This window comes from uncultured Thomasclavelia sp. (genome assembly GCF_944324745.1).
Taxonomy (GTDB): domain Bacteria; phylum Bacillota_I; class Bacilli_A; order Erysipelotrichales; family Coprobacillaceae; genus Thomasclavelia.
This window is the reverse complement of record NZ_CALUXO010000075.1, coordinates 1-20,772: the sequence shown is the minus strand read 5'-3', so window position 1 is coordinate 20,772 and position 20,772 is coordinate 1. Positions and strand designations below refer to the sequence as shown.

General features: G+C 30.2%; 18 protein-coding genes, 5 tRNA genes, 1 riboswitch and 1 other annotated feature. Of the genes, 9 read left to right on the top strand and 14 right to left on the bottom strand.

What is annotated here, in order from left to right:
• Positions 1-134: 134 nt before the first annotated feature.
• The 5 genes from Q0K54_RS10135 to Q0K54_RS10115 all read right to left on the bottom strand — a co-directional run bounded on the left by Q0K54_RS10135 (position 135) and on the right by Q0K54_RS10115 (position 5,766).
• Positions 135-1,412, bottom strand: coding sequence for an FtsX-like permease family protein (locus Q0K54_RS10135; protein WP_294580885.1), 1,278 nt, complete (start codon positions 1,410-1,412; stop codon positions 135-137).
• Positions 1,413-1,760: 348 nt separating this feature from the next.
• Positions 1,761-2,741 (bottom strand): aldo/keto reductase, encoded by a 981-nt coding sequence (locus Q0K54_RS10130; protein ID WP_294580882.1) that lies wholly within the window; start codon positions 2,739-2,741, stop codon positions 1,761-1,763.
• A gap of 32 nt (positions 2,742-2,773) precedes the next feature.
• The gene (locus Q0K54_RS10125) at positions 2,774-3,607 is read right to left on the bottom strand and encodes an oxidoreductase (RefSeq protein WP_294580881.1); all 834 of its coding nucleotides are present in this window, start codon (positions 3,605-3,607) and stop codon (positions 2,774-2,776) included.
• A 51-nt stretch (positions 3,608-3,658) separates the two neighbouring features.
• Positions 3,659-5,002, bottom strand: coding sequence for an MmgE/PrpD family protein (locus tag Q0K54_RS10120; protein WP_294580878.1), 1,344 nt, complete (start codon positions 5,000-5,002; stop codon positions 3,659-3,661).
• Positions 5,002-5,766, bottom strand: a complete 765-nt coding sequence (locus Q0K54_RS10115) for an SDR family NAD(P)-dependent oxidoreductase (RefSeq protein ID WP_294580875.1) — start codon at positions 5,764-5,766, stop codon at positions 5,002-5,004. The genes Q0K54_RS10120 and Q0K54_RS10115 overlap by 1 nt, the downstream gene beginning before the upstream one ends.
• Positions 5,767-6,007: 241 nt before the next feature.
• Here Q0K54_RS10115 and Q0K54_RS10110 point away from each other — a divergent pair, with 241 nt between their 5' ends.
• Positions 6,008-6,883 carry a LysR family transcriptional regulator gene (locus tag Q0K54_RS10110; RefSeq protein ID WP_294580873.1) on the top strand — a complete coding sequence of 292 codons (876 nt, stop codon included), beginning with the start codon at positions 6,008-6,010 and terminating at the stop codon, positions 6,881-6,883.
• Positions 6,884-6,929: 46 nt separating this feature from the next.
• Here Q0K54_RS10110 and Q0K54_RS10105 read toward each other — a convergent pair whose 3' ends face one another.
• From Q0K54_RS10105 to Q0K54_RS10085, 5 genes are all read right to left on the bottom strand, one after another.
• A complete protein-coding gene (locus Q0K54_RS10105; protein WP_294580871.1) occupies positions 6,930-7,844 on the bottom strand; it encodes a glycosyltransferase family A protein in 915 nt (304 codons plus the stop codon).
• A 59-nt stretch (positions 7,845-7,903) separates the two neighbouring features.
• Complete coding sequence (locus tag Q0K54_RS10100) at positions 7,904-8,095, bottom strand: hypothetical protein (RefSeq protein ID WP_294580869.1); 192 nt, start codon at positions 8,093-8,095, stop codon at positions 7,904-7,906.
• 228 nt (positions 8,096-8,323) lie between these two features.
• The gene (leuS, locus tag Q0K54_RS10095; protein WP_294580866.1) at positions 8,324-10,720 is read right to left on the bottom strand and encodes a leucine--tRNA ligase; all 2,397 of its coding nucleotides are present in this window, start codon (positions 10,718-10,720) and stop codon (positions 8,324-8,326) included.
• A gap of 35 nt (positions 10,721-10,755) precedes the next feature.
• Positions 10,756-10,963 (bottom strand) — a binding site (T-box leader).
• Between the two features lie 60 nt (positions 10,964-11,023).
• Positions 11,024-12,889, bottom strand: a complete 1,866-nt coding sequence (locus Q0K54_RS10090) for an ATP-binding cassette domain-containing protein (protein WP_294580864.1) — start codon at positions 12,887-12,889, stop codon at positions 11,024-11,026.
• Between the two features lie 75 nt (positions 12,890-12,964).
• A complete protein-coding gene (locus Q0K54_RS10085) occupies positions 12,965-14,797 on the bottom strand; it encodes an ATP-binding cassette domain-containing protein (protein WP_294580862.1) in 1,833 nt (610 codons plus the stop codon).
• A gap of 59 nt (positions 14,798-14,856) precedes the next feature.
• On the opposite strand from Q0K54_RS10085, the gene Q0K54_RS10080 reads away from it, so the two are divergent.
• Entirely contained in the window at positions 14,857-15,792 is a 936-nt protein-coding gene (locus Q0K54_RS10080; protein ID WP_294580859.1) for a TIGR01212 family radical SAM protein, read from the top strand.
• 22 nt (positions 15,793-15,814) lie between these two features.
• Here Q0K54_RS10080 and hpf read toward each other — a convergent pair whose 3' ends face one another.
• The 4 genes from hpf to Q0K54_RS10060 all read right to left on the bottom strand — a co-directional run bounded on the left by hpf (position 15,815) and on the right by Q0K54_RS10060 (position 18,346).
• The gene (gene hpf / locus Q0K54_RS10075) at positions 15,815-16,342 is read right to left on the bottom strand and encodes a ribosome hibernation-promoting factor, HPF/YfiA family (protein WP_294580856.1); all 528 of its coding nucleotides are present in this window, start codon (positions 16,340-16,342) and stop codon (positions 15,815-15,817) included.
• A gap of 157 nt (positions 16,343-16,499) precedes the next feature.
• The gene (gene metK, locus Q0K54_RS10070) at positions 16,500-17,645 is read right to left on the bottom strand and encodes a methionine adenosyltransferase (RefSeq protein WP_294580853.1); all 1,146 of its coding nucleotides are present in this window, start codon (positions 17,643-17,645) and stop codon (positions 16,500-16,502) included.
• Positions 17,646-17,709: 64 nt separating this feature from the next.
• A riboswitch (SAM riboswitch) is annotated at positions 17,710-17,811 on the bottom strand.
• The gene (locus Q0K54_RS10065; protein WP_294580850.1) at positions 17,802-17,942 is read right to left on the bottom strand and encodes a hypothetical protein; all 141 of its coding nucleotides are present in this window, start codon (positions 17,940-17,942) and stop codon (positions 17,802-17,804) included. It overlaps the preceding riboswitch by 10 nt.
• Before the next feature lie 161 nt (positions 17,943-18,103).
• Positions 18,104-18,346 (bottom strand): NifU family protein, encoded by a 243-nt coding sequence (locus Q0K54_RS10060; RefSeq protein ID WP_294580847.1) that lies wholly within the window; start codon positions 18,344-18,346, stop codon positions 18,104-18,106.
• Positions 18,347-18,490: 144 nt separating this feature from the next.
• Here Q0K54_RS10060 and Q0K54_RS10055 point away from each other — a divergent pair, with 144 nt between their 5' ends.
• From Q0K54_RS10055 to Q0K54_RS10025, 7 genes are all read left to right on the top strand, one after another.
• Positions 18,491-18,868 (top strand): CvfD/Ygs/GSP13 family RNA-binding post-transcriptional regulator, encoded by a 378-nt coding sequence (locus tag Q0K54_RS10055; RefSeq protein WP_294580844.1) that lies wholly within the window; start codon positions 18,491-18,493, stop codon positions 18,866-18,868.
• A 1-nt stretch (position 18,869) separates the two neighbouring features.
• A complete protein-coding gene (locus Q0K54_RS10050; RefSeq protein WP_294580841.1) occupies positions 18,870-20,150 on the top strand; it encodes a glucose-6-phosphate isomerase in 1,281 nt (426 codons plus the stop codon).
• 200 nt (positions 20,151-20,350) lie between these two features.
• Positions 20,351-20,426 (top strand) — tRNA-Val (locus Q0K54_RS10045).
• A gap of 17 nt (positions 20,427-20,443) precedes the next feature.
• Positions 20,444-20,519, top strand: a tRNA-Thr gene (locus Q0K54_RS10040).
• 3 nt (positions 20,520-20,522) lie between these two features.
• A tRNA-Tyr gene (locus Q0K54_RS10035) sits at positions 20,523-20,606 on the top strand.
• Between the two features lie 7 nt (positions 20,607-20,613).
• Positions 20,614-20,689 (top strand) — tRNA-Gln (locus Q0K54_RS10030).
• 4 nt (positions 20,690-20,693) lie between these two features.
• Positions 20,694-20,769 (top strand) — tRNA-Lys (locus Q0K54_RS10025).
• Positions 20,770-20,772: the final 3 nt, after the last annotated feature.

Genomic DNA, 20,772 nt, shown 5'->3' with positions numbered 1-20,772 from the left:
AACCTAAATAAATTTAGGATATTACTATTCGATTTACTTTTTTCATAAGCAATATCTACTATGTCTTTATTTTTTTCGATTAATAACAAATTTTATTTTCACACTTCCTCCACTACATTATACATAAATATACTTCAAATATTTTCTTTTAGTTTTTTTATCATACTCTTTTTAGCTAAACATAATGTTAAAAATGAGATACTTATAATTAAAACAACATATAAAAAGATCATGATAATTGAAGTCACTATATTAATACTTCCATTAATAATTGGATGAATAAAAATTAATATTATATAAATAAATGAAAATATAAAGATAGTAAAATAAAACTGAACTATTTGTTCAAAAACAACTTTTTTTAAAAGCTTTAAAGTATACCCATTTTTATACAATAATACATAATCTTGATTATTTACATTAAAATTTATCATATAATTAAACAATGTACTTAATGCTAATAAAATCAGCGAAAAGATATATGATATTAAAGCAATAATAAAGTCCTCTTTGATCTGCAAACTACCAATTACCCATGACAACATAACCGTTGATACAAACAACATTCCCAGTATTAACATCCTATTTGCTTTTAGTGAAAAAATCAGATTAGAATAAGTAATATTTTTTATTTTATCAACGTAGTCAATTCGTTCTTTTCTTTCTTTGATAACATCACATAATTTAGTTTTTATAATTCCTGAGGCTCCACAGCAACCTATCAAAGAAAACGCAACTCCACCATAAGTTACTTCTTTAGAAGTAATAAACATCACTATTCCTGCTAAATATAGAAATATATAAAACCCACCAGAAAATTTAATTTTTCTGTTATCTTTTAAAATATCGTATGTTGTTTGTTTTATTTCATTTTTTTGAACATAACCAAATCCTAAAATACCAGTAACTACCATTACAATAAGATTAATATTTATCCAATCTATAAACGAAGAACTATGATATAAAAAATATGTATCATTTATACCAAGATAATCAAAAATAATCTTATTACTAATTGGTATTAACAATGATCCAATTAAAATTCCTATTATCGAACCAATAATAATTAAAAAGAAATTTTGTATCAATAAAAATAATCCTACTTTTTTTAGACCACCACCGGAAATTTTTAATATTTTAATTTCTAGATTCTTTTTATTTAATAAATACGAATATGCATAAATTGCCAAAACGATTGCAAAGGCAATATTGATAAAGACAACAAAACTAGTATATCTGGGAATCATATTTCCAAATTGATTAACTTCCATATCGACTTTCAAATTTTGATGATAGTTAATATTAGAAAATACCAAATTAATTGTGCTTAAAATAATAATAGAATATAAATAATGTAAATTGTTTTTAAAATCCTTTAATAAAGCAAACATTGAAAATCTTATAAAGCTCATAATAGTACTCTCCAATCTTTAATAATAATATCTACTTTTTTATTTATTAAACAGTAAAACGATTACTGATTGATTTTGGAAATAACTTTTTTGTTTTAAGCAAAAAACAAAATTTCTTTACTGTACAGTTAAAAAACCTGATCAAAAACCAAATCATTATAGTTTTAATAACGATGATAAAGTTTATGTCATTTATCGTGATTATAATTGTATGTTTTTTATAAGCATTAAACCTTTTTTCTGCCTTTATTTAACACTATATTCTTACCATACAGTCAAGCTTTTTAAGATAATTAATAAAAAAAATCCTAATATCAAAACTGATATTAGGACTAAAAACTAATTTTATTAATGACCACCAAATACTTTGAATTCCATAGAATCTAATTTATCATCAATAATTTTGATTTCTTCTTTACTTAATTCAACATTTCCAGCTTCAAAATTAGATTGCAATCTTTCAACTTTTCTTGATCCAGGAATTGGGATGATAAAGTCATATTTATTGATCATCCAAGCTAATGACATTTGAGCACTATTAGCATGATGTTTTTCACCAATTTCATTGACAACCTCTAATAATTCGTTAGTCTTTTTAATACCTTCATCACTATATTGAGGCATATCTGGTCTAAAATCTTGATCGCCATTACCAAAATCTTTTTTAGACTGATAAGCACCAGTTAATGCTCCATTAGCCATTGGTGAAAATGCAACATAAGTAATTCCTAATTCTTGACATACTGGCATTAAGTTTTCATGCCATCTTGCCATCATAGAATAACGATTTTCAATTACCGTTACTGGACAAACAGCATGAGCTCTTCTTAAATATTCTTCATTAACTTCAGAAATTCCCCAAGCTTTTATTTTTCCTTCAGCTATTAATTCTTTCATAACTCCAGCAACAACTTCTGGTTCTACTTTAGGATCAATTCGATGTTGGTAGTAAATATCAACATGATCTGTTTGTAATTTTTTTAGTGATCCTTCTAAAGATGATCTGATTTTTTCAGGTGAACTATCTAATTCTAGATGATCTCCTTTATGAGTTACTCCAAATTTAGTACATAAAACAATTTCATCTCTAAAATCTTTAATTGCTTCACCAACTAATTCTTCGTTATAACTAATACTTCCATCAGGATATACTCCAGTATAACATTCAGCTGTGTCATAAAAATCATATCCAATTTCATGTGCTTTTCTTAAAACTTCAATTGCTTCTTCTCTAGGTGTTGGTGTTCCACTGGCATGAGATAATCCCATACATCCTAAACCAATCACATTAACATACATATCAGTTTTTCCTAATTGTACTTTACACATCTTTTCATTCTCCTTTATTATTTTATAACACTTTATTTATCAAAATCACTTTGAGCCGATACATCAGCCCATTCTTCTAATTCTGCTAGTTTAGCTTCTAAAGTTGCTTTAACCGCTCTAACAGCATCGCTACCTAATGATAAGATTTCTGGTTGTTTATCACCATTGACAACATTTACAATTACTTCACCTGCTTTATCAGGATCGCCAGGTTGTGCATGTTTATTTTCAAAACGTCCTACTCTAGTTTTACCAGCGGTTTCAGCATAATCAGAAATTTCAGTTGCTGAACCTTTTAATGATTCACCATCATAAAATCTTGTTCTAAATGCCCCTGGTTGAACAACCATTACTTTAATTCCAAGTGGAGCAACTTCTTTCATCAATCCGTTTGTAAGTAATTCTAATGCTGCTTTTGATGATGCATAATATCCAGATCCAATTGCCGATCTTGCTGCTGCAATTGAAGTAACGTTAATTATAAATCCAGATTTTTGAGCTCTCATTCCTGGTAAAACAGCTTTAATTAATTCAACTGGTCCAAAAACATTAGTATTAAATAAGGTTTGAACAGCTTCAACTTCACCTTCTTCAATTGCTGAACGATAACCATATCCAGCATTATTAACTAAGACATCAATTGTTCCAAATTTTTCATTTGCTTCTTTTATTGCATTTTTTATACTTTCATTATCACAAACATCTAGTGAAACTGCTAAAGCTGTATCTGGATAGTCTTTAACAATTTCAGCCACTTTATTTTTATTTCTAGCAGTTATGACTGCCTGATCACCACTTTTTAATACTGCTTTGGCAATTCCTGCCCCAATTCCACTTGAACATCCTGTAATTAACCATGTTTTCATTTTCAATTTCCTCCTCTATATTTTTAATTTAAATTTATCTTATCTCTTTATTTATATTCTAGTATTTATAGTTAACTCTAAGTCAATAACTTTTTTAATTTTTTCATTTAAATTTGTAATAATAAATTGATAAATATCATCAATTTCCTGTTGATACAATGCATTAATAAATTGCTCTGATTGTTTAAATTGGGTAATTTTAATAAATTTATTGATAACTTCCTGATGTTGCATTGGATGAGCAATTGATCCCGGAGCATCATTTATATAATATTCATGCTCATCAATTATAATTTTAACTTCCTGATCTCCATATTCAATATTTTCTAGAATTTTGACTTTTTTCATCAAATTCCTTTCATCTTCTGTCACTTTAAAATCATCATCTAATGGTATATGAGCATTTTGATAGTCAATTAAAAGATGACTGATAATATATGGTAATGAAACAAAACCATCATACATTGTTTTAACATCATAATTGGCTCCTAATTGTTTTACTCGTGGTGATACCATTACTTTAACTTCTTTTATTTTTGAAATATTCACGTTAACTTTTGATAATGCTGCAATTGTTGCAAAAGCGATGAAGCCATATGGATATGGTTTACATGAAACTTTCATTGACAAAAAATTATGATTAAAATCATTTCCAGCACTATTGATCGCTGGATTTTTTGTAATTGTCCTAACCAAACCATTTTGACCAATAAAAGAATTAAATGAACAAGTAAAACCATTTTTAACTAACATGACTGCTTTTAATCCATTTTGGCAGGTAATTGCTGGAATAAAACTTCCGGTCATTGATCCATGACTGCCACGGATTCCTGATGCTAGATTACTAGCCAATCCTATAGCACTTTTAATTTGTTGGCGATTAAATTTAAGTAGATGGCTTAAAGCTCCTGTGGCACCTATGCCTCCGGCAATTCCTGTAGTATACCAATTAGAACTACTATCAGTTTGATCAAATAATAAGGTGGCTACGCGACATTCAACTTCCATTCCTATATATAAAGCGTTCAAAGCTTCTTTAAGTGAAATTTTTTGAATTCTCGCTAATGCTAAAATAGCACTCAATACTGGTCCACATGGATGGGTAGTGGTAGTAAAGTGAATATCATCATAGGCTTGAATTGCTGAAGAAAAGCAATCTACTAATGCCACATCTAATAACGATACTTTTTCTAAGCGATTTAAAGGCTGAAACTTACCTTGGTGATCATCTAATAACGTTTTTAATACGATGGAAATCGCCTGTTGTTTAGCACCTAGATAAGTTACTCCTAGATAATTCAACAAGGCATCGTAATAAAATTCAGGAACTTTTAATAATTCAGTTTCTGAAATAAAAGTTACTAATTCTTCGCCAAAATTATTTAACTCATCCATCATAACTTCACCGGATAAATAGCAGCTAAGCCACCATCAACTAAAATTTCAACCCCATTAATATAATTTGATTCATCGGATCCTAAAAATACAGCTGCAGCTGAAGTATCTTTAACATTACCGACACGACCTGCTGGTATCAATGTAGAGCGATACTCTTGAACTTCTTTTTCTTTTGCAGGATCTCTGCCTAATTCTTTTCCAGCTGCATCAGTTGGAATTATACCTGGAGCTAAAGCATTAACGCGTATTTTGCGATCTCTTAATTCACTTGTCCATGTATGGATAAATGATTTCATCGCTGATTTAGCTGCTATATATAAACTAAAGTTTGGTAATCCCAGTGAGGCTGTTACTGAAGTATTTAAAATAATCGTTGACCCAGGTTTCATTAAAGGCAAACAAACTTGGGCACAGTAATAAGTACCTAAAACATTGGTATACATAACTCGATTAAATTCTTCAATTGTCACATCTTCTAAAGCAACATAATTACCAACCCCGGCATTACAAATTAAAATATCTAACTTTCCTTTTTCTTCTTTAATCTTATCTGCCACCTTCTGCATATCCTCTTTTTTGGTAACATCACTAACGACATAGGCCACATTTTTCCCAATACTATTAACGGCTTCTTGTAATTTATTTTCACGTCTTCCAGTGATATAAACATAAGCACCTTCACGAACATAGCTTTTAGCAATATCTAAACCAATTCCTGTACCGCCACCGGTAATCAAGGCAATTTTTCCTGATAATCTCATTGCTTTTTCCTCCTTTACTTTTTATTTATCAACTTTTACTAATTAAATCTTAATACTTATAGTAAACTATAAGTCAATAGCTTTTTTATTCTTTTTATCTAACTAATTGTTTAAAAAACAACTCATCTACAAAAATCTTTTGTATCAAAAACTAGTAATTTAGAACTTTACTTTATTTTTATTATCTTAATCAGCTGAGAAATCTGCTATAATAAAATAGAATAGTCAAGGAGGTTATTCGATGATTGAAATTGAACAACTATATCATTTAGTTGCTTATGATAAGTATCAAACTTTGTCGAAGGCTGCTAAAGAATTGCATATCTCACAGCCAGTCTTGACCCGCTCAATGCAAAAATTAGAACAAGAATTAGATGTTGAATTATTTAATCGGACTAAAAATAGTATTACTCTTAATAAAACAGGAATTCTAGCAGTTGAATTAGCAAATAAAATACTTGATAATCTTGAAAAAATGACAGATCAAATTAAATCCTTTGATCGCACCCAGCATATTATTTCAATTGGCTCTTGTGCTCCAGCCCCTAATATTTATTTAGCCCAAATGGCTACTGCCATATTTGAAGATAAAACTATTCAAAGTGAGATAAAGAATACTGATGATTTACTAGAGAAATTAAAAAATAAAGATTATCATTTAATTATCTTACCATATCAAATTAATGATGAATTAATTGAAAGCATTGCTTTTATGGAAGAACAATTATACTTTGCATTGCCTGCTGATCATCGATTGGCTAATAATCATAGTTTAAAATTTAAAGATATGGATGGCGAAAAAATGTTGTTGATGAGTAATATTGGTTTTTGGTATCAAATTCATCTTCAAACAATGCTTCATAGTCGCTTTTTGTTGCAACAAGATCGTAGCGTTTTTCATGATTTAGTTGAATTATCATCATTACCTTCATTTACAAGTGATTATATGGTCAAAATTAATGATAATCCTAAAAATCGTAAATGTATTCCAATCGATGATCCTGAAGCTAAAGCAACGTTTTATTGCTGCTATTTAAAAGAAAATGAAAATTTATTAAAACCTCTTTTGTATCAATTAATTAAAAAATATCAAACAAACAAAAAAATAGGAGCCTGATTTATTCATCATGCTCCTATTAATTATCTAATATAAATTTTTATGATCATCGATTTTTAGAAGCCACTCTAACTGTCATGGCCATACCACCATCGCCATAAGTTGGCTGTTTCATAAACTCCTTTGATTCATCACTTAATAAACGTTCATTAGCCAAAGAATTATTGATTTCACTTTCCCAGCCTGTAAGCCTGGAAATCGAAATTGCTTCCATATCCAAAATTACATCTGTCAAATAAATTTGATAAAATGCTTGATGTTTATTTATTATATACTTCATTAAATCTAAACGTTTTGACATACTTTTGATATTAGCTGAAACTGGAATTGTGCGATAATTAATCAGACCTTCTTCAATGATTCCAATATAACCAGTCTGCTTTACTTCCAACATATTTAAAAAATAATCCCAGTCTTCAAAACCAGTTTTCATCGTTTCATCATAACCACCACATTGTTTCCAAATTTGATGATAAAACATATGCGTTGCTGGAGCACAGTTGTGTGATAAAAACTCTTTAATAGTGCCACCCGAAGGATGAATATCAGCTTGTAAAACCCCAAAAGTTTTCATCCATGATGAGGCGGCAATCATATGCTCATCACTCAATAATAATTGTCGGACTTTTTGTAAATACGATGGTTCTAATTTATCATCACCATCTAATATTAAAACTAGTTCCGTTTGCACCTGTGAAATTCCCGTATTTCTAGCAGCTGATACTCCTTGATTCTCTTGTTTAATTACCTCAATTTCAACGATATCCCGATAGATATTTTCAATCTCCTGTAAAATATTAATCGATTCTTGATCTGTTGATCCATCATCAACAATTATAATTTTAGCTGGTAAAAGGGTCTGATTGCATAACGAACTGACAGCTTCTAAAATCATCTTTTTTTGATTATAACTAGTAATAATTACAGTAACATCATTAGCTATTGGTTTATTTGAATTCATTTCTATTCTCCTATTTATCAAATTCTACGATCAATTTTCAAAAGATAATTATATACTTTTTATCGATTTAAGTTTTTTATTATTCCTGAAATTGCAGATATCAACCAGCCAATTGCAATAATTAGTAAAAATATTTTCCAGCCAATACCATTATCAAAAACAAAAATAAAGGTATATAAAGCAAATATACTGATAATTAAACCTATAGTATACAATACTAAATGTAATTTTCTTCTTTTTTCATCGTTCATAACGCTCTCCAAATATTAAATAATTATCTATTTAATATAATATCATATTAAAGTTACTTTTGATACAATATTCATTACAGCATTCATATATAAATAAGATTACTTCAAATAACAAAAGACGTTAGTAAACACTAACGTCTTTTAAATAACAACTATTTAATAACAGCTGCTAAACAATCTTTGCAATAATTGATTTTCTTTGAATAAAGCTTAAAGATAGCTATTTTTTTATTTTACTACGATATTACAAATCTTATTTTTTACTACGATTATCTTAACGATATTCTTTCCGTTAGTATGAGCTTGAACATTTTCTTGTTCAAAAGCAGCTTTCTTAACTGTTTCTTCATCAGCATCTTTAGCAACTTGAATTTTAGCTCTTAATTTACCGTTAACTTGAACACCCATTTCAACGGTTTCACTAACTAACATACTTTCATCATATGTTGGCCATGGTTCATAGGCAATTGATTCATCATGTCCTAATAATTGCCACATTTCTTCACAGACATGAGGAGCAATACATGAAAGCATTTTAATAAAATTAAATGCATATTCTTTATAAACACTAGGTGCTTTATAACATTCATTAATGAAAATCATCATTTGTGAAATAGCAGTGTTAAATCCTAATGTTTCAAAATCATCAGTAACTTTTTTAACAGTTTGATGATAAACTCGATCCAAACTATGATCATTTTCATCACTTAATTTATCTTGTTCAATAAATAAACGATAAACACGATCAAGCCATTTACGAGATCCATCTAATCCATTAGTAGACCAAGGTAAAGCAGCTTCTAATGGACCCATAAACATTTCATATAAACGTAAAGCATCAGCACCATGAGAATTAACAATATCATCAGGATTTACAACGTTTCCTCTTGATTTAGACATTTTTTCATTGTTGCTTCCTAAAATCATTCCTTGATGGAATAATCTTTGCCATGGTTCTTTACATTTTACTACACCACAATCATATAATACTTTGTGCCAGAAACGTGAATACAATAAGTGTAATACGGCATGTTCTGCCCCACCAACATATAAATCAACTGGAAGCCATTTTTCTAATAATTTAGGATCACAGATTTCTTTATCATTATGTGGGTCAATATATCGAATATAATACCAGCATGATCCAGCCCATTGTGGCATAGTATTCGTTTCACGACGTCCTTTTTGACCATCAATTTCTACTTCTAACCAATCTTCACAATTTGCAAGTGGTGATTCCCCACTATCATGTGGCTGGAAGTTTTTAGTTGCTGGAAGTTCCAAAGGTAATTCTTCAAGTGGAACAGTTCTCATTGTACCATCTTCCATATGAATAATTGGAATTGGTTCTCCCCAGTAACGTTGTCTAGAGAATAACCAGTCTCTTAATTTGTATGATATTTTCTTTTCACCACAATGATGTTCTTCTAACCAGGCAATCATTTTATCAATTGCTTCTTGTTTTCCTAATCCATTTAACCAATCAGAATTGATATGTACCCCATCTTCAATATAAGCAGCTTCTTCAATATTACCACCTTCAAGAACTGGAATAATATCAAGTCCGAATTTTTTCGCAAATTCCCAGTCACGTTCATCATGAGCAGGCACTGCCATGATTGCCCCAGTTCCATAGCTTGCAAGAACATAATCAGAAATCCAGATAGGAATTTTCTTATTATTAACTGGATTAATAGCATAAGCACCAGTAAATACACCTGTTTTGTCTTTATTTAATTCAGTTCTTTCCAAATCAGATTTGCTGGCACAAGCTTTTTTATAAGCTTCAACAGCTTCCTTTTGTTCTGGAGTAGTAATTTCAACAACATAAGGATGTTCTGGAGCCATAACACAGTAAGTAGCCCCAAATAAAGTATCAGCCCGAGTTGTAAAGACAGTAAATACTTTATTAGTTCCATCAATTTTGAAATCAACATTTGCTCCTACTGATTTACCAATCCAGTTTCTTTGCATTTGTTTAGTGGCTTCAGGCCAATCCAAATCATCAAGATCACTTAAAAGTCTTTCAGCATATTCAGTAATCCTCAATACCCATTGACGCATTGGTTTACGAATTACTGGATAACCCCCACGTTCGCTTTTTCCGTCAATTACTTCCTCATTAGCCAATACAGCTTTTAATTCTGGACACCAGTTTACTGGAATTTCGTCGATATAAGCAAGTCCCATATCATATAATTTAGTAAAAATCCATTGGGTCCATTTATAATATTTTGGATCACTAGTAGCAATTTCACGATCCCAATCATAAGAAAAACCTAATGATTTAATTTGTTTTCTAAAAACATCAATATTTTTCTTAGTAAATTCAGCTGGATGATGACCAGTTTGGATAGCATATTGTTCTGCAGGTAAACCAAATGAGTCAAATCCCATTGGATGTAAAACATTATATCCTTGCATTCTTTTCATTCTAGAAACAATATCAGTTGCAGTATATCCTTCTGGGTGTCCTACATGCAACCCATTACCTGATGGATATGGGAACATATCCATACAATAATATTTTGGTTTACTGTCATCATAACAGTCAGTCTTAAATGTTTTGTGTTCTTCCCAATATCTTTGCCATTTTGGCTCGATTTGTTTGTGATCAAACGGCATTTTATAGTTCCTCCTTAAAATAAAAAAGTCGTCCCTCTAAGGACGACTTAATATCGCGTTACCACCTTAGTTCCAAGCATAAAATGCTTAGCGCTTAAAACTTTAACGCAGTTAACGGCAGTAACTACTATTTTTCACTACTGCATCTCCTAGGCGAGTTCATAATCTATTCTATCAGTTTCCACCAGCCACTGACTCTCTATAAAAAATTCAATTACTACTACTCCTAATCATCGATTTTCAACATAGTTTATGATATCATGAATATTTGTAAATAACAAGAATATTTTACAGATTTTTAATTTAGTAACTTTGATATTTTAATGCCTTGACTGGATTTAAATGACTGGCTATAACTGCCGGCAACAATGAACTACTAATGCCTAAACATACAGCAATTATATAAATCAAAATTATTAACCAATAATCAATAATAATAAAATTATCTTTAAGCTGTAAAGCTTTCATAATTAATTCATTTAAAATATTAACCGTTTGGATAAATAAACAACTAGCTAATACAAAACTAATCGTAACAATAATAAAACTTTCAAGCAATACCAGCAATAAAATTTGTCCTTTACTGGCACCTATGCATTTAAAAATCCCAATATCTTTAGTTTTTTCAACAACCGATAAATATAAGACCTCACCAATTAAAAAAGTAGCTGCTACTATTGCTAGAGCAGAAAAAAGTAACAATACTTTTTGAACTTGCTCCAATAAACTATTTACCCGATTTGAAATATCATCACCAGCAATTTTTACATCCAAATTAGAATAATCTTCTTTTAATTTATTGATATCCGATGAGACATCTTTTTGATATTTTAAAGTCATCATTGCCAACTGAGTAGCAATTTGTGACTTATCAATTTCAAATATCTCACTAATATGTTGATAATTGGCTAACTCTTCAATATACATCGTATCAAAAATCGTCACTTCATCACTAATCCCAACTATTTTTAATAATATACTTTTAATTTCATCATTTGACAAATAAAATCCATATACCTGCTTTCCAATCAAATTAGAAAAATCTGGGCTTAAATGCATGGCAGTCGTTTTTGATAACACTATTTCATTACTATTGGAACTAAAACGCCCATATTCAAGTTCATTTTCATTAATTTTTTTGGTCATATCACTTATATAAATCGTTTTTTCAATATCATAATCTTGATTCAATGAAATTCCTATAAACTCATAATTAACCGGTTCCCCATAAAGATAAATATTATTATCAAATTCTTTTAAGGCAAGTAATTCATCATAACTTATAACCTGATGATTTATTTTTTGAAATGAAACCATTTGATCAGGAAAAATATTAGCCACTTGTTTTAATACTTGTTGCTTTAAAGAGCCACTTAAAGTAAAGGTAATCATGATACTCAAAATAGCTAAAACAATACCAAATGTCATCTTAATATTCCGAGACAAATTAGCTTTATACTGATAAAAAGCTAATTTGATCATCGAAAATGGTAACCTTGATTGTTTTAATCGCGGATAAAAGCTTTCATGTTTTATTTCATTGTTTTGTTTGATTAATTTACCATCTTTCATCTGATATAAACAATCAGCGTATTGTCTAGCTAATACGTCATCATGGGTAATTACAATAACCAATCGTTCCTTAGCTTCCTGCTTTAAAAGTTCAAAAACGATTTTAGCATTTTCATTATCTAAAGAACCACTAGGTTCATCACATAATAAAATATCAACGTTTTTTATCATAGCTCTTAATAAAGCTACTCGCTGTTTTTGACCTCCTGATAAAACTTTAACCTTTTTACGCCTAAATTTTTTTAATTCTAATTTTTCGACCTGATCATCAATAGCTCGTTTAAAGATTATTTTAGTGAAAAAACGTGGTAATAAATAATTTTCCTGGATATTCAGCCAATTGATCAAATTAAAGTTTTGAAAAATAAAACCTATATGTTTTCGACAATAATGAGAGATGCTATGAATATTACGATTATCCAAATAAATATCACCAGAATATTCATAATCTATGCCACCAATAATATTTAATAATGTTGTTTTGCCACAGCCCGATTCACCAACGATAATGACCATACCAGTACCCGGAAATGTAACTGATAAATTATCTATGATTACCTCATCATATATCTTAGTTAAATTTCTTATTTCCAGCATATTATTATTTGTTACTTTAAATCAAATATATGATTGAATTAAATGTAACTGCTCCTTTCTTTTACTTTTAAATTATTAATTTTCTTTTAATAGAATACTAACATCCATTTTATTTATCTTAATTGCTGCCTGTAATCCGGCAAAATAACATACCAGCATATATATTCCAATTAATAATCCATAAAGATCTAATGACATAAAAAAATCACCAGGCAAAACAAATAAATTGCTGATATTAAAAAGTTTTTCACTGATTTTAAATATTGCTAGTAATTTTAAAACTATCAAACTAAAAACACTACCAAATAATCCAATAAAAAAACCAATTATTGTTGCTTCTAAACTAAATAGATTAACTATTTGGACTTTTTTCATCCCATTAGCTAGAAGCAAGCTCGTATCTCTTTTCCTTTCAATAAATATCGTTTTTAAAATAATACTTATTAAAATCATTGAAATCATAAAACTAATAACAATAAATATCATCACAACCATTTGAGCCAAATCAAAAAGTAACTGATAACTTTCAATATACTCCAAGTGATAACTTACCATCAAATAATCATCTTTATGATCATTTATCACCTGTTTTACATTATTACTTTCTAAAATTAAAATATCTTCAGTTTCTAAAGCCTCCCTCAAATCTACCTGTAAATAATTAACGTCAACATAAAAATTATCTCCTTGATTAACATAATCATTAATGATGCCGGTAATTGTAAATGAATAAGTTATTTCATTAAAAACAAACTCAAGCGAATCTCCAATTTTTAAATCATACTGACTGGCTGCATCTTGATTTATTAAAACCTGATTAGTAGATTTAGGATATTTTCCTGCCTGATAATCTAATTCGTAGCTTTTTGTCATCTGATAACCTGTTAACTGCAAATCATTAAAATATCCGCGATTAAAATCTAATTTATAGCTCACACTTTCAATACTTTTATTTTCTTTAAATTTCTTAATTGCCCTATCAGAAAAATTAGCAACATTGTAATCACTTTGATAAACTTCAATAATATTTTTTAAGGGATCACTTTGAAAACGACTTTCAAGAAACTGCCAGCCACCATTACACGCTGATAACAATAAGACAAAGGCTAAAATAATAAAAAGCTGTGATATGAACATCATTACTAGTTTTGCTTTTTGATATCTGATTTGCTGCTTAATATAAAAAAACAGCCGTTTAGACTGTTTTGGTGGATATTGGGTTGAATATTTATGATATTTATTAATTTTAAAATCATAAAAATCCTGGTTATCATCAAGATCAACTATTAAAGTTGTATATTTTTTTATTAAAGACCGATTATGAGAAATTACAATCACCAAATGATTTCGAGCATAATCTTTAAGCAAATTCATAACTTGCTGACTCTGATGATAATTTAAGGCACCAGTTGGCTCATCAGCTAATAAAATAGGTGTATTGCCCAAAAATGCCCGTAGCAAACCGACCCGTTGCTTTTGGCCACCTGATAATTCATCTGGATAGGAATCTAGTAAATGATTTATCTGTAATTTATAACTGTAATCAATCATTTTAGTTTCTATCGTCTTAAAATCAACACCTTTGATTGCTGTAATGATCATTAGATTTTGTTTGACCGTTAAAGCTGGAATCAGATTATAAAACTGATAAACATAACTAATATAATGACTTTGATAATTAGCAATTTCCCGATAATCCAGCGAATGACCATCTATCATTACTTTTCCACCATCTGGCTTTTCAATTCCGGCGATAATATTTAATAATGTCGATTTTCCAGTACCGCTCTTTCCGATAATGGCTACTAATCCCTGCCGTGGAAATTTAATCGTTAGATTATTTAATACCCGTTGTTTATTTTTACCAAAGGTATATGATTTGAAAATATTAATTAATTGTAATCCCATATGTGCCTCCATCTTTTATCTATTTATATAAATATGTTATAATGCCAATGGTGATAAATATGAATCAATTTAAATATAGTAATGATAATAAACGTTATCATACATTCAATTATTATTTAAAAAATAAATATCATTGCAAAGTAGCTAAAGTTGGTCTTAATGCCGGTTTTACCTGTCCTAATCGTGATGGTACCAAAGGTATTGGGGGCTGTATTTTTTGTAGTGCCAGTGGTTCAGGAGATTTTGCTGGAAATGTTAAAGATTCTCTTGAAATGCAGTTTGAACAAGTGAGTCAGATTTTAAATCACAAATGGCCGGGCTGTAAATATATTGCTTATTTTCAAGCTAATACCAATACATATGGTCCTGTAGCAAAAATTAAAAATTGTATTGAACCATTTGTTAATAAAAAAGACGTAGTCGCAATTAGTATTGCAACTCGCCCGGATTGTTTAGCTGACGATGTTTTAGATTATTTGGATAAATTGAATCAACGTGTTGATCTATGGGTAGAACTAGGACTGCAAACTATCCATGATCAAACTGGTAAATTAATCAATCGTGGACATACTTATCAGGAATTTTTAGATGGTTTATCTAAATTAAGAAAACTAAAGATAAATGTTTGTGTCCATATAATCAATGGTCTACCTGGCGAAACTAAAGAAATGATGCTGGAAACTGCCAAAACAGTGGGAAATTTGGATATTCAAGCTTTAAAAATTCATATGCTCTATATTATTGAAGGAACAAAACTTCATCAATTGTACCATCAAGAAGCTTTTTCTATGTTATCAAGAGAAGAATATATTGAACTTGTTTGTGATCAACTGACCTATATTCCAGAACAAATTGTTATTGAAAGATTGACAGGTGATGGTAAAGTTGATGACTTAGTTGCTCCATTGTGGTCAATTAAAAAAGTAACTATTTTAAATGATATTGATAAAATGATGGTAAAAAAAGATTACTATCAAGGTTGCAATTTAAAATAAAAAAGCCCGAAGGCTTTTTTTATTATTCAGTTTCAATCAATCCATAATCTCCATCATTACGACGATATACAATACTGATTGAATCGGTTTCGGCATCACGATAAACAAAGAATGAATGTCCAATTAATTCCATTTGCATAATTGCTTCTTCCATATCCATTGGTTTTGGAGTAATAGATTTAACTTTTACCAAAACGTCTTCTTCAGGTTCGACATCTTCAATTGAAGACAGATTAAATGCTAGTTTATTATCCTTTGATTTACGACTTAAACGTGTCTTATATTTTCTAATTTGTCCTTCTAATTTATCAATTGCTAGATCAATTGCATTATATAAATCTTCTTCAACGACTTCAGCTCTTAGTAATACATATTCAGTTGGAATAGTAATTTCTACCTTTTGTCCATATGGATAGACACGGCATAATACTTTAGCTTCAACATTATCGCTTACTATAAAATATTTATCTAGCTTTGATAATTTTTTTGAAATCTTCTGTTCAATTGCATCAGTGATTTCAATGTTTTTTCCTCTTACTGAGATTTTCATAAGAACTCCTCCTTTTGTATATAATTATTATACAATATAAATCAGTAAATTTACACTTAAAATGTTGACAAAATTTCCCCAAAATTTATAATCAAACAAAAAAACTCGAATTAATCGAGTTTTTTCATTTAATTCAAATAAAAACTTTTTTATATTCTTATAAAAGATATTTCTTTAGATCAGAAACCTTATCTAATTTTTCCCAAGGTAAATCTAAATCAGGGCGACCAAAATGCCCGTAGGCTGCTGTTTGACGATAAATTGGCCGTCTTAAATCTAATGTTTTAATAATACCTCCAGGTGTTAAATCGAAGTTTTCCCGAATAGCTTTGATGATAGTATCCTTACTTACATGTTCACTGCCAAAAGTTTCAACATAAATTGAAGTTGGTTCTTTTACTCCGATTGCATAAGAAACCTGTATTTCAATTTTATCGCATAAATCAGCAGCTACTATGTTTTTAGCGATGTATCTCAACATATAGGCTGCTGAACGATCGACTTTTGATGGATCTTTACCACTAAAAGCACCACCACCATGGCGAGCAACCCCTCCATAAGTATCAACAATAATTTTTCTACCAGTTAAACCAGTATCACCATGAGGTCCCCCGATAACAAAGCGTCCAGTTGGATTAATTAAAACTCGATAATCAGTATTCAAGTTATATTTTTTTACCACTGCATCCATAATTTCTTCTTTGATATATTTTTTAAAAGCACTTTCATCAAAGTCCGGATCATGTTGAATTGACATTAAAATCGTATCGATTTTAGGTTCATCTTCAGTATAATCAATAGTAACTTGAGCTTTCATATCAGGCCGAGCATTTTTAAATTCACCACTATTTTTCTTTTCTGTTGCATAACGAACTAAATGATGCGCTAAAGAAATTGAAAGTGGCATGTATCCTTCAGTTTCTTTACAAGCATATCCAAACATTATTCCCTGATCGCCAGCACCACCTATTTCATCATTAGTCCCTAGTGCAATATCTGGTGATTGACTATCCATTACTACCTGAATTTTACAAGTCCGATAATCAATTCCTTTTTCATCTTCATCATATCCAATATCCTTTAAAACATCACGGGCAACCTGCTCATAATCAACATTAGCTAAAGTTGTGATTTCACCACCGATTACTACTAAATTTGTAGTTGCAAAAACTTCACAAGCAACCCTAGAATTAGGATCTTCTTTTAAACAAGCATCCAAGATAGCATCACTAATTTGATCACAAACTTTATCTGGATGTCCTTTTGAAACTGATTCTGATGTAAATAAAACTTTTTCTTTCATAACTTTCTCCTTTCATAAATAAAAAAGCTTCCTAAAGAGAAAGCAAACATATTTAGGAAGCCTTCTCTCATTGTTCAAGTGTAACCTTGCTCAGTCAGGCACCTTCTAATTTAATATAGGGTTGCCACTACATCATCGATCTTCATCTCGTAGTTCTTAATAAGAGTCTTTTTTATTTATTTGTTCAATTTCTTCTTTGGTCAATGATGTAATCGTTTCGATAATTTCATCATCTAAACCAATATCTAATAAAATACTAGCTATCATTTTTTGTTTACGGATATTATTTTTATTCATAACTAATCACCTTAACTTAGTTTGTATAAATAACATAATAATATTCTAAAAAATGATAAACTAATATTAATACATCTGATACAATTATGCAAGCAATTTAATAACCATTAATATTGTAGCATAAAATTACCGGTATTTTGTCTCAAATTTGTCTCATTTTTTTAAAACAATGGTTCTTCGACACTACGGACTTCTAAAACACCTGGTACTTCTTCCATTAAAATCTGTTCAACACCATCTTTTAAAGTTTCATCTAAAAAACTGCATCCAGCACAAGCACCCAGCATTTTTACATAAACTATCCCGTCTTTAATATCTATTAAATGTATATCACCTTCATTTCGATTTAAGTATGGTCGTAATTTATTAATCACTTTTTCAACTTGTTCATATGTACTATCCATTAATATCACCTCTTTTTACCTAATATATTCTACCACAAAAAAAATATTTTTAAATAAATATGATTATTCAAATAAAAAAATTATGAAAAAGAAATATTTTCGAAAATTTTATGCTATAATACATCAGTAGGGAGTGATTATTTAATGAGCCAAAAAATAAAACGTGGTGATATCGTTGATGTAAAAATCACTGGTATTCAACCATATGGTGCTTTCGCGAGTTTACCTGATAATTCTACAGGTCTAATCCATATCTCTGAAATATCAGATAAATTTGTTAAGAGCATTGATAGTTTTGTTAAGATTGGTCAAACTCTTAAAGTTAAAGTAATTGATTTTGATGAACAGACCAATCACGCCAGACTAAGCCTTAAAGCTATTGATAATCGATATCGTAGACGCAATAAACGTGTTTACTATAAAAATCCCAGACGAACGATCGTAGAAACACCTAATGGTTTTAAACCATTAGCTGCAGCTATGCAAATATGGATCAAACAAGGAATCACGGAGGAAAATTAGAATGATTACATTAGATTTAACTAAAGCTAAATTAACTGAAGCTGTTGAATCATATCAAGATAAAGCAAATGAAATCCATGATATGATTCACAACAAAACTGGAGCAGGAAATGATTTTCTTGGTTGGGTAGAATTACCAGAAAATTATGATAAAGCTGAAGTAGAATTAATCAAAGAAAAAGCAGCTGCTTTACAAGAAAAAACTGATGTTTTACTAGTTTGTGGAATCGGAGGATCTTATTTAGGTGCTCGTGCTGCTATTGAAGCTATCAATGGTTTATTCCCAACAAATAAAGTAGAAATTATTTATGTCGGAAACACTTTCTCTTCAAACTATATTAAACAAGTAATTGATTATCTTGAAGGTAAAGATTTTGCAATCAATGTTATTTCAAAATCAGGTACTACAACAGAAACTTCAATCGCATTTAGAATTTTCAAAGAAATGTGCGAAGAAAAATATGGAAAAGATGGTGCTAGAGAAAGAATCGTCGCAACTACTGATAAAGCAAAAGGAGCTTTAAAAACATTAGCTACTGAAGAAGGATATACTACTTTTGTTATTCCTGATGATGTTGGTGGTCGTTATTCTGTTTTAACACCAGTAGGATTATTCCCAATTGCTATGGCTGGAATTGACATTGATGAAATGTTAAAAGGTGCTAAAGATGCCATGGTAAAATATGGTGTTAGTGATTTGAGTCAAAATGATGCTTACCGTTATGGAATTGCTCGTCAAATTTTACACAAAGCTGGATATCCTGCTGAAATGTTTGTAACATATGAATTACAATTCGCTATGGTTGCTGAATGGTGGAAACAATTATATGGTGAATCAGAAGGTAAAGAAGGTAAAGGTATTTTACCAACAAGTGCTACATTCTCAACTGATTTACACTCATTAGGTCAATTTATCCAAGAAGGAAGCAAAGTTCTTTATGAAACTATTTTCCAAGTTAAAGAACCAATCAGTGATGTTAATATTCCTAGCGATCCAGATAACTTAGATGGATTAAACTATTTAGCTGGAAAAACTGTTGATTATGTAAATAAAAAAGCTTGTGAAGGTACAATTGATGCTCATGTAAATACTGGTGGTGTTCCTAATATTTTAATTACAATGGATAAAATGGATGCTTATGGATTTGGATATATGGTTTACTTCTTTGAAATGTCATGTGCTATGTCAGTATATTTACTTGGAGTTAATCCATTCAATCAACCAGGTGTTGAAGTTTACAAAAAGAATATGTTTAAACTATTAGGTAAACCAGGTTATTAATAGCTAATAAGACGATCTTTTTAGGATCGTCTTTTTAATTATAAAAGATTTATTCAATTCAGTGACATAAATCTATCTAAAATCATTTTTAAGAAATACTAAAGTGGAATTTAACTTTTCACTTTAAAAATTTAAAAAAATTTAAAATAATTATTGACTAATATCTCAGATAATGATAATATGTATTGGCACTGATAAATGGAGGCTTAGCTCAGTTGGGAGAGCATCTGCCTTACAAGCAGAGGGTCAGCGGTTCGAGCCCGTTAGCCTCCACCATTTAAAAGTAAAGTAAAGCCGGCTTAGCTCAATTGGTAGAGCAACTGACTTGTAATCAGTAGGTTGAGGGTTCAAGTCCTTTAGCCGGCACCATTTGGAGGAGTAGCGAAGTGGCTAAACGCGGCTGACTGTAACTCAGTTCCTTTCGGTTCGGTGGTTCGAATCCGCCCTCCTCCACCATTAACATTGGGATATAGCCAAGCGGTAAGGCAACAGACTTTGACTCTGTCATCTCCCTGGTTCGAATCCAGGTATCCCAGCCAATATGACCCGCTAGCTCAGTCGGTAGAGCATCTGACTTTTAATCAGAGGGTCAGGCGTTCGAATCGCCTGCGGGTCACCATTT

Coding starts and splice junctions, on each gene's coding strand:
- Q0K54_RS10135 (WP_294580885.1), bottom strand. CDS start 1,412: ATGAGCTTTATAAGATTTTCAATGTTTGCTTTATTAAAGGATTTTAAA.
- Q0K54_RS10130 (WP_294580882.1), bottom strand. CDS start 2,741: ATGTGTAAAGTACAATTAGGAAAAACTGATATGTATGTTAATGTGATT.
- Q0K54_RS10125 (WP_294580881.1), bottom strand. CDS start 3,607: ATGAAAACATGGTTAATTACAGGATGTTCAAGTGGAATTGGGGCAGGA.
- Q0K54_RS10120 (WP_294580878.1), bottom strand. CDS start 5,002: ATGGATGAGTTAAATAATTTTGGCGAAGAATTAGTAACTTTTATTTCA.
- Q0K54_RS10115 (WP_294580875.1), bottom strand. CDS start 5,766: ATGAGATTATCAGGAAAAATTGCCTTGATTACCGGTGGCGGTACAGGA.
- Q0K54_RS10110 (WP_294580873.1), top strand. CDS start 6,008: ATGATTGAAATTGAACAACTATATCATTTAGTTGCTTATGATAAGTAT.
- Q0K54_RS10105 (WP_294580871.1), bottom strand. CDS start 7,844: ATGAATTCAAATAAACCAATAGCTAATGATGTTACTGTAATTATTACT.
- Q0K54_RS10100 (WP_294580869.1), bottom strand. CDS start 8,095: ATGAACGATGAAAAAAGAAGAAAATTACATTTAGTATTGTATACTATA.
- leuS (WP_294580866.1), bottom strand. CDS start 10,720: ATGCCGTTTGATCACAAACAAATCGAGCCAAAATGGCAAAGATATTGG.
- Q0K54_RS10090 (WP_294580864.1), bottom strand. CDS start 12,889: ATGCTGGAAATAAGAAATTTAACTAAGATATATGATGAGGTAATCATA.
- Q0K54_RS10085 (WP_294580862.1), bottom strand. CDS start 14,797: ATGGGATTACAATTAATTAATATTTTCAAATCATATACCTTTGGTAAA.
- Q0K54_RS10080 (WP_294580859.1), top strand. CDS start 14,857: ATGAATCAATTTAAATATAGTAATGATAATAAACGTTATCATACATTC.
- hpf (WP_294580856.1), bottom strand. CDS start 16,342: ATGAAAATCTCAGTAAGAGGAAAAAACATTGAAATCACTGATGCAATT.
- metK (WP_294580853.1), bottom strand. CDS start 17,645: ATGAAAGAAAAAGTTTTATTTACATCAGAATCAGTTTCAAAAGGACAT.
- Q0K54_RS10065 (WP_294580850.1), bottom strand. CDS start 17,942: ATGAATAAAAATAATATCCGTAAACAAAAAATGATAGCTAGTATTTTA.
- Q0K54_RS10060 (WP_294580847.1), bottom strand. CDS start 18,346: ATGGATAGTACATATGAACAAGTTGAAAAAGTGATTAATAAATTACGA.
- Q0K54_RS10055 (WP_294580844.1), top strand. CDS start 18,491: ATGAGCCAAAAAATAAAACGTGGTGATATCGTTGATGTAAAAATCACT.
- Q0K54_RS10050 (WP_294580841.1), top strand. CDS start 18,870: ATGATTACATTAGATTTAACTAAAGCTAAATTAACTGAAGCTGTTGAA.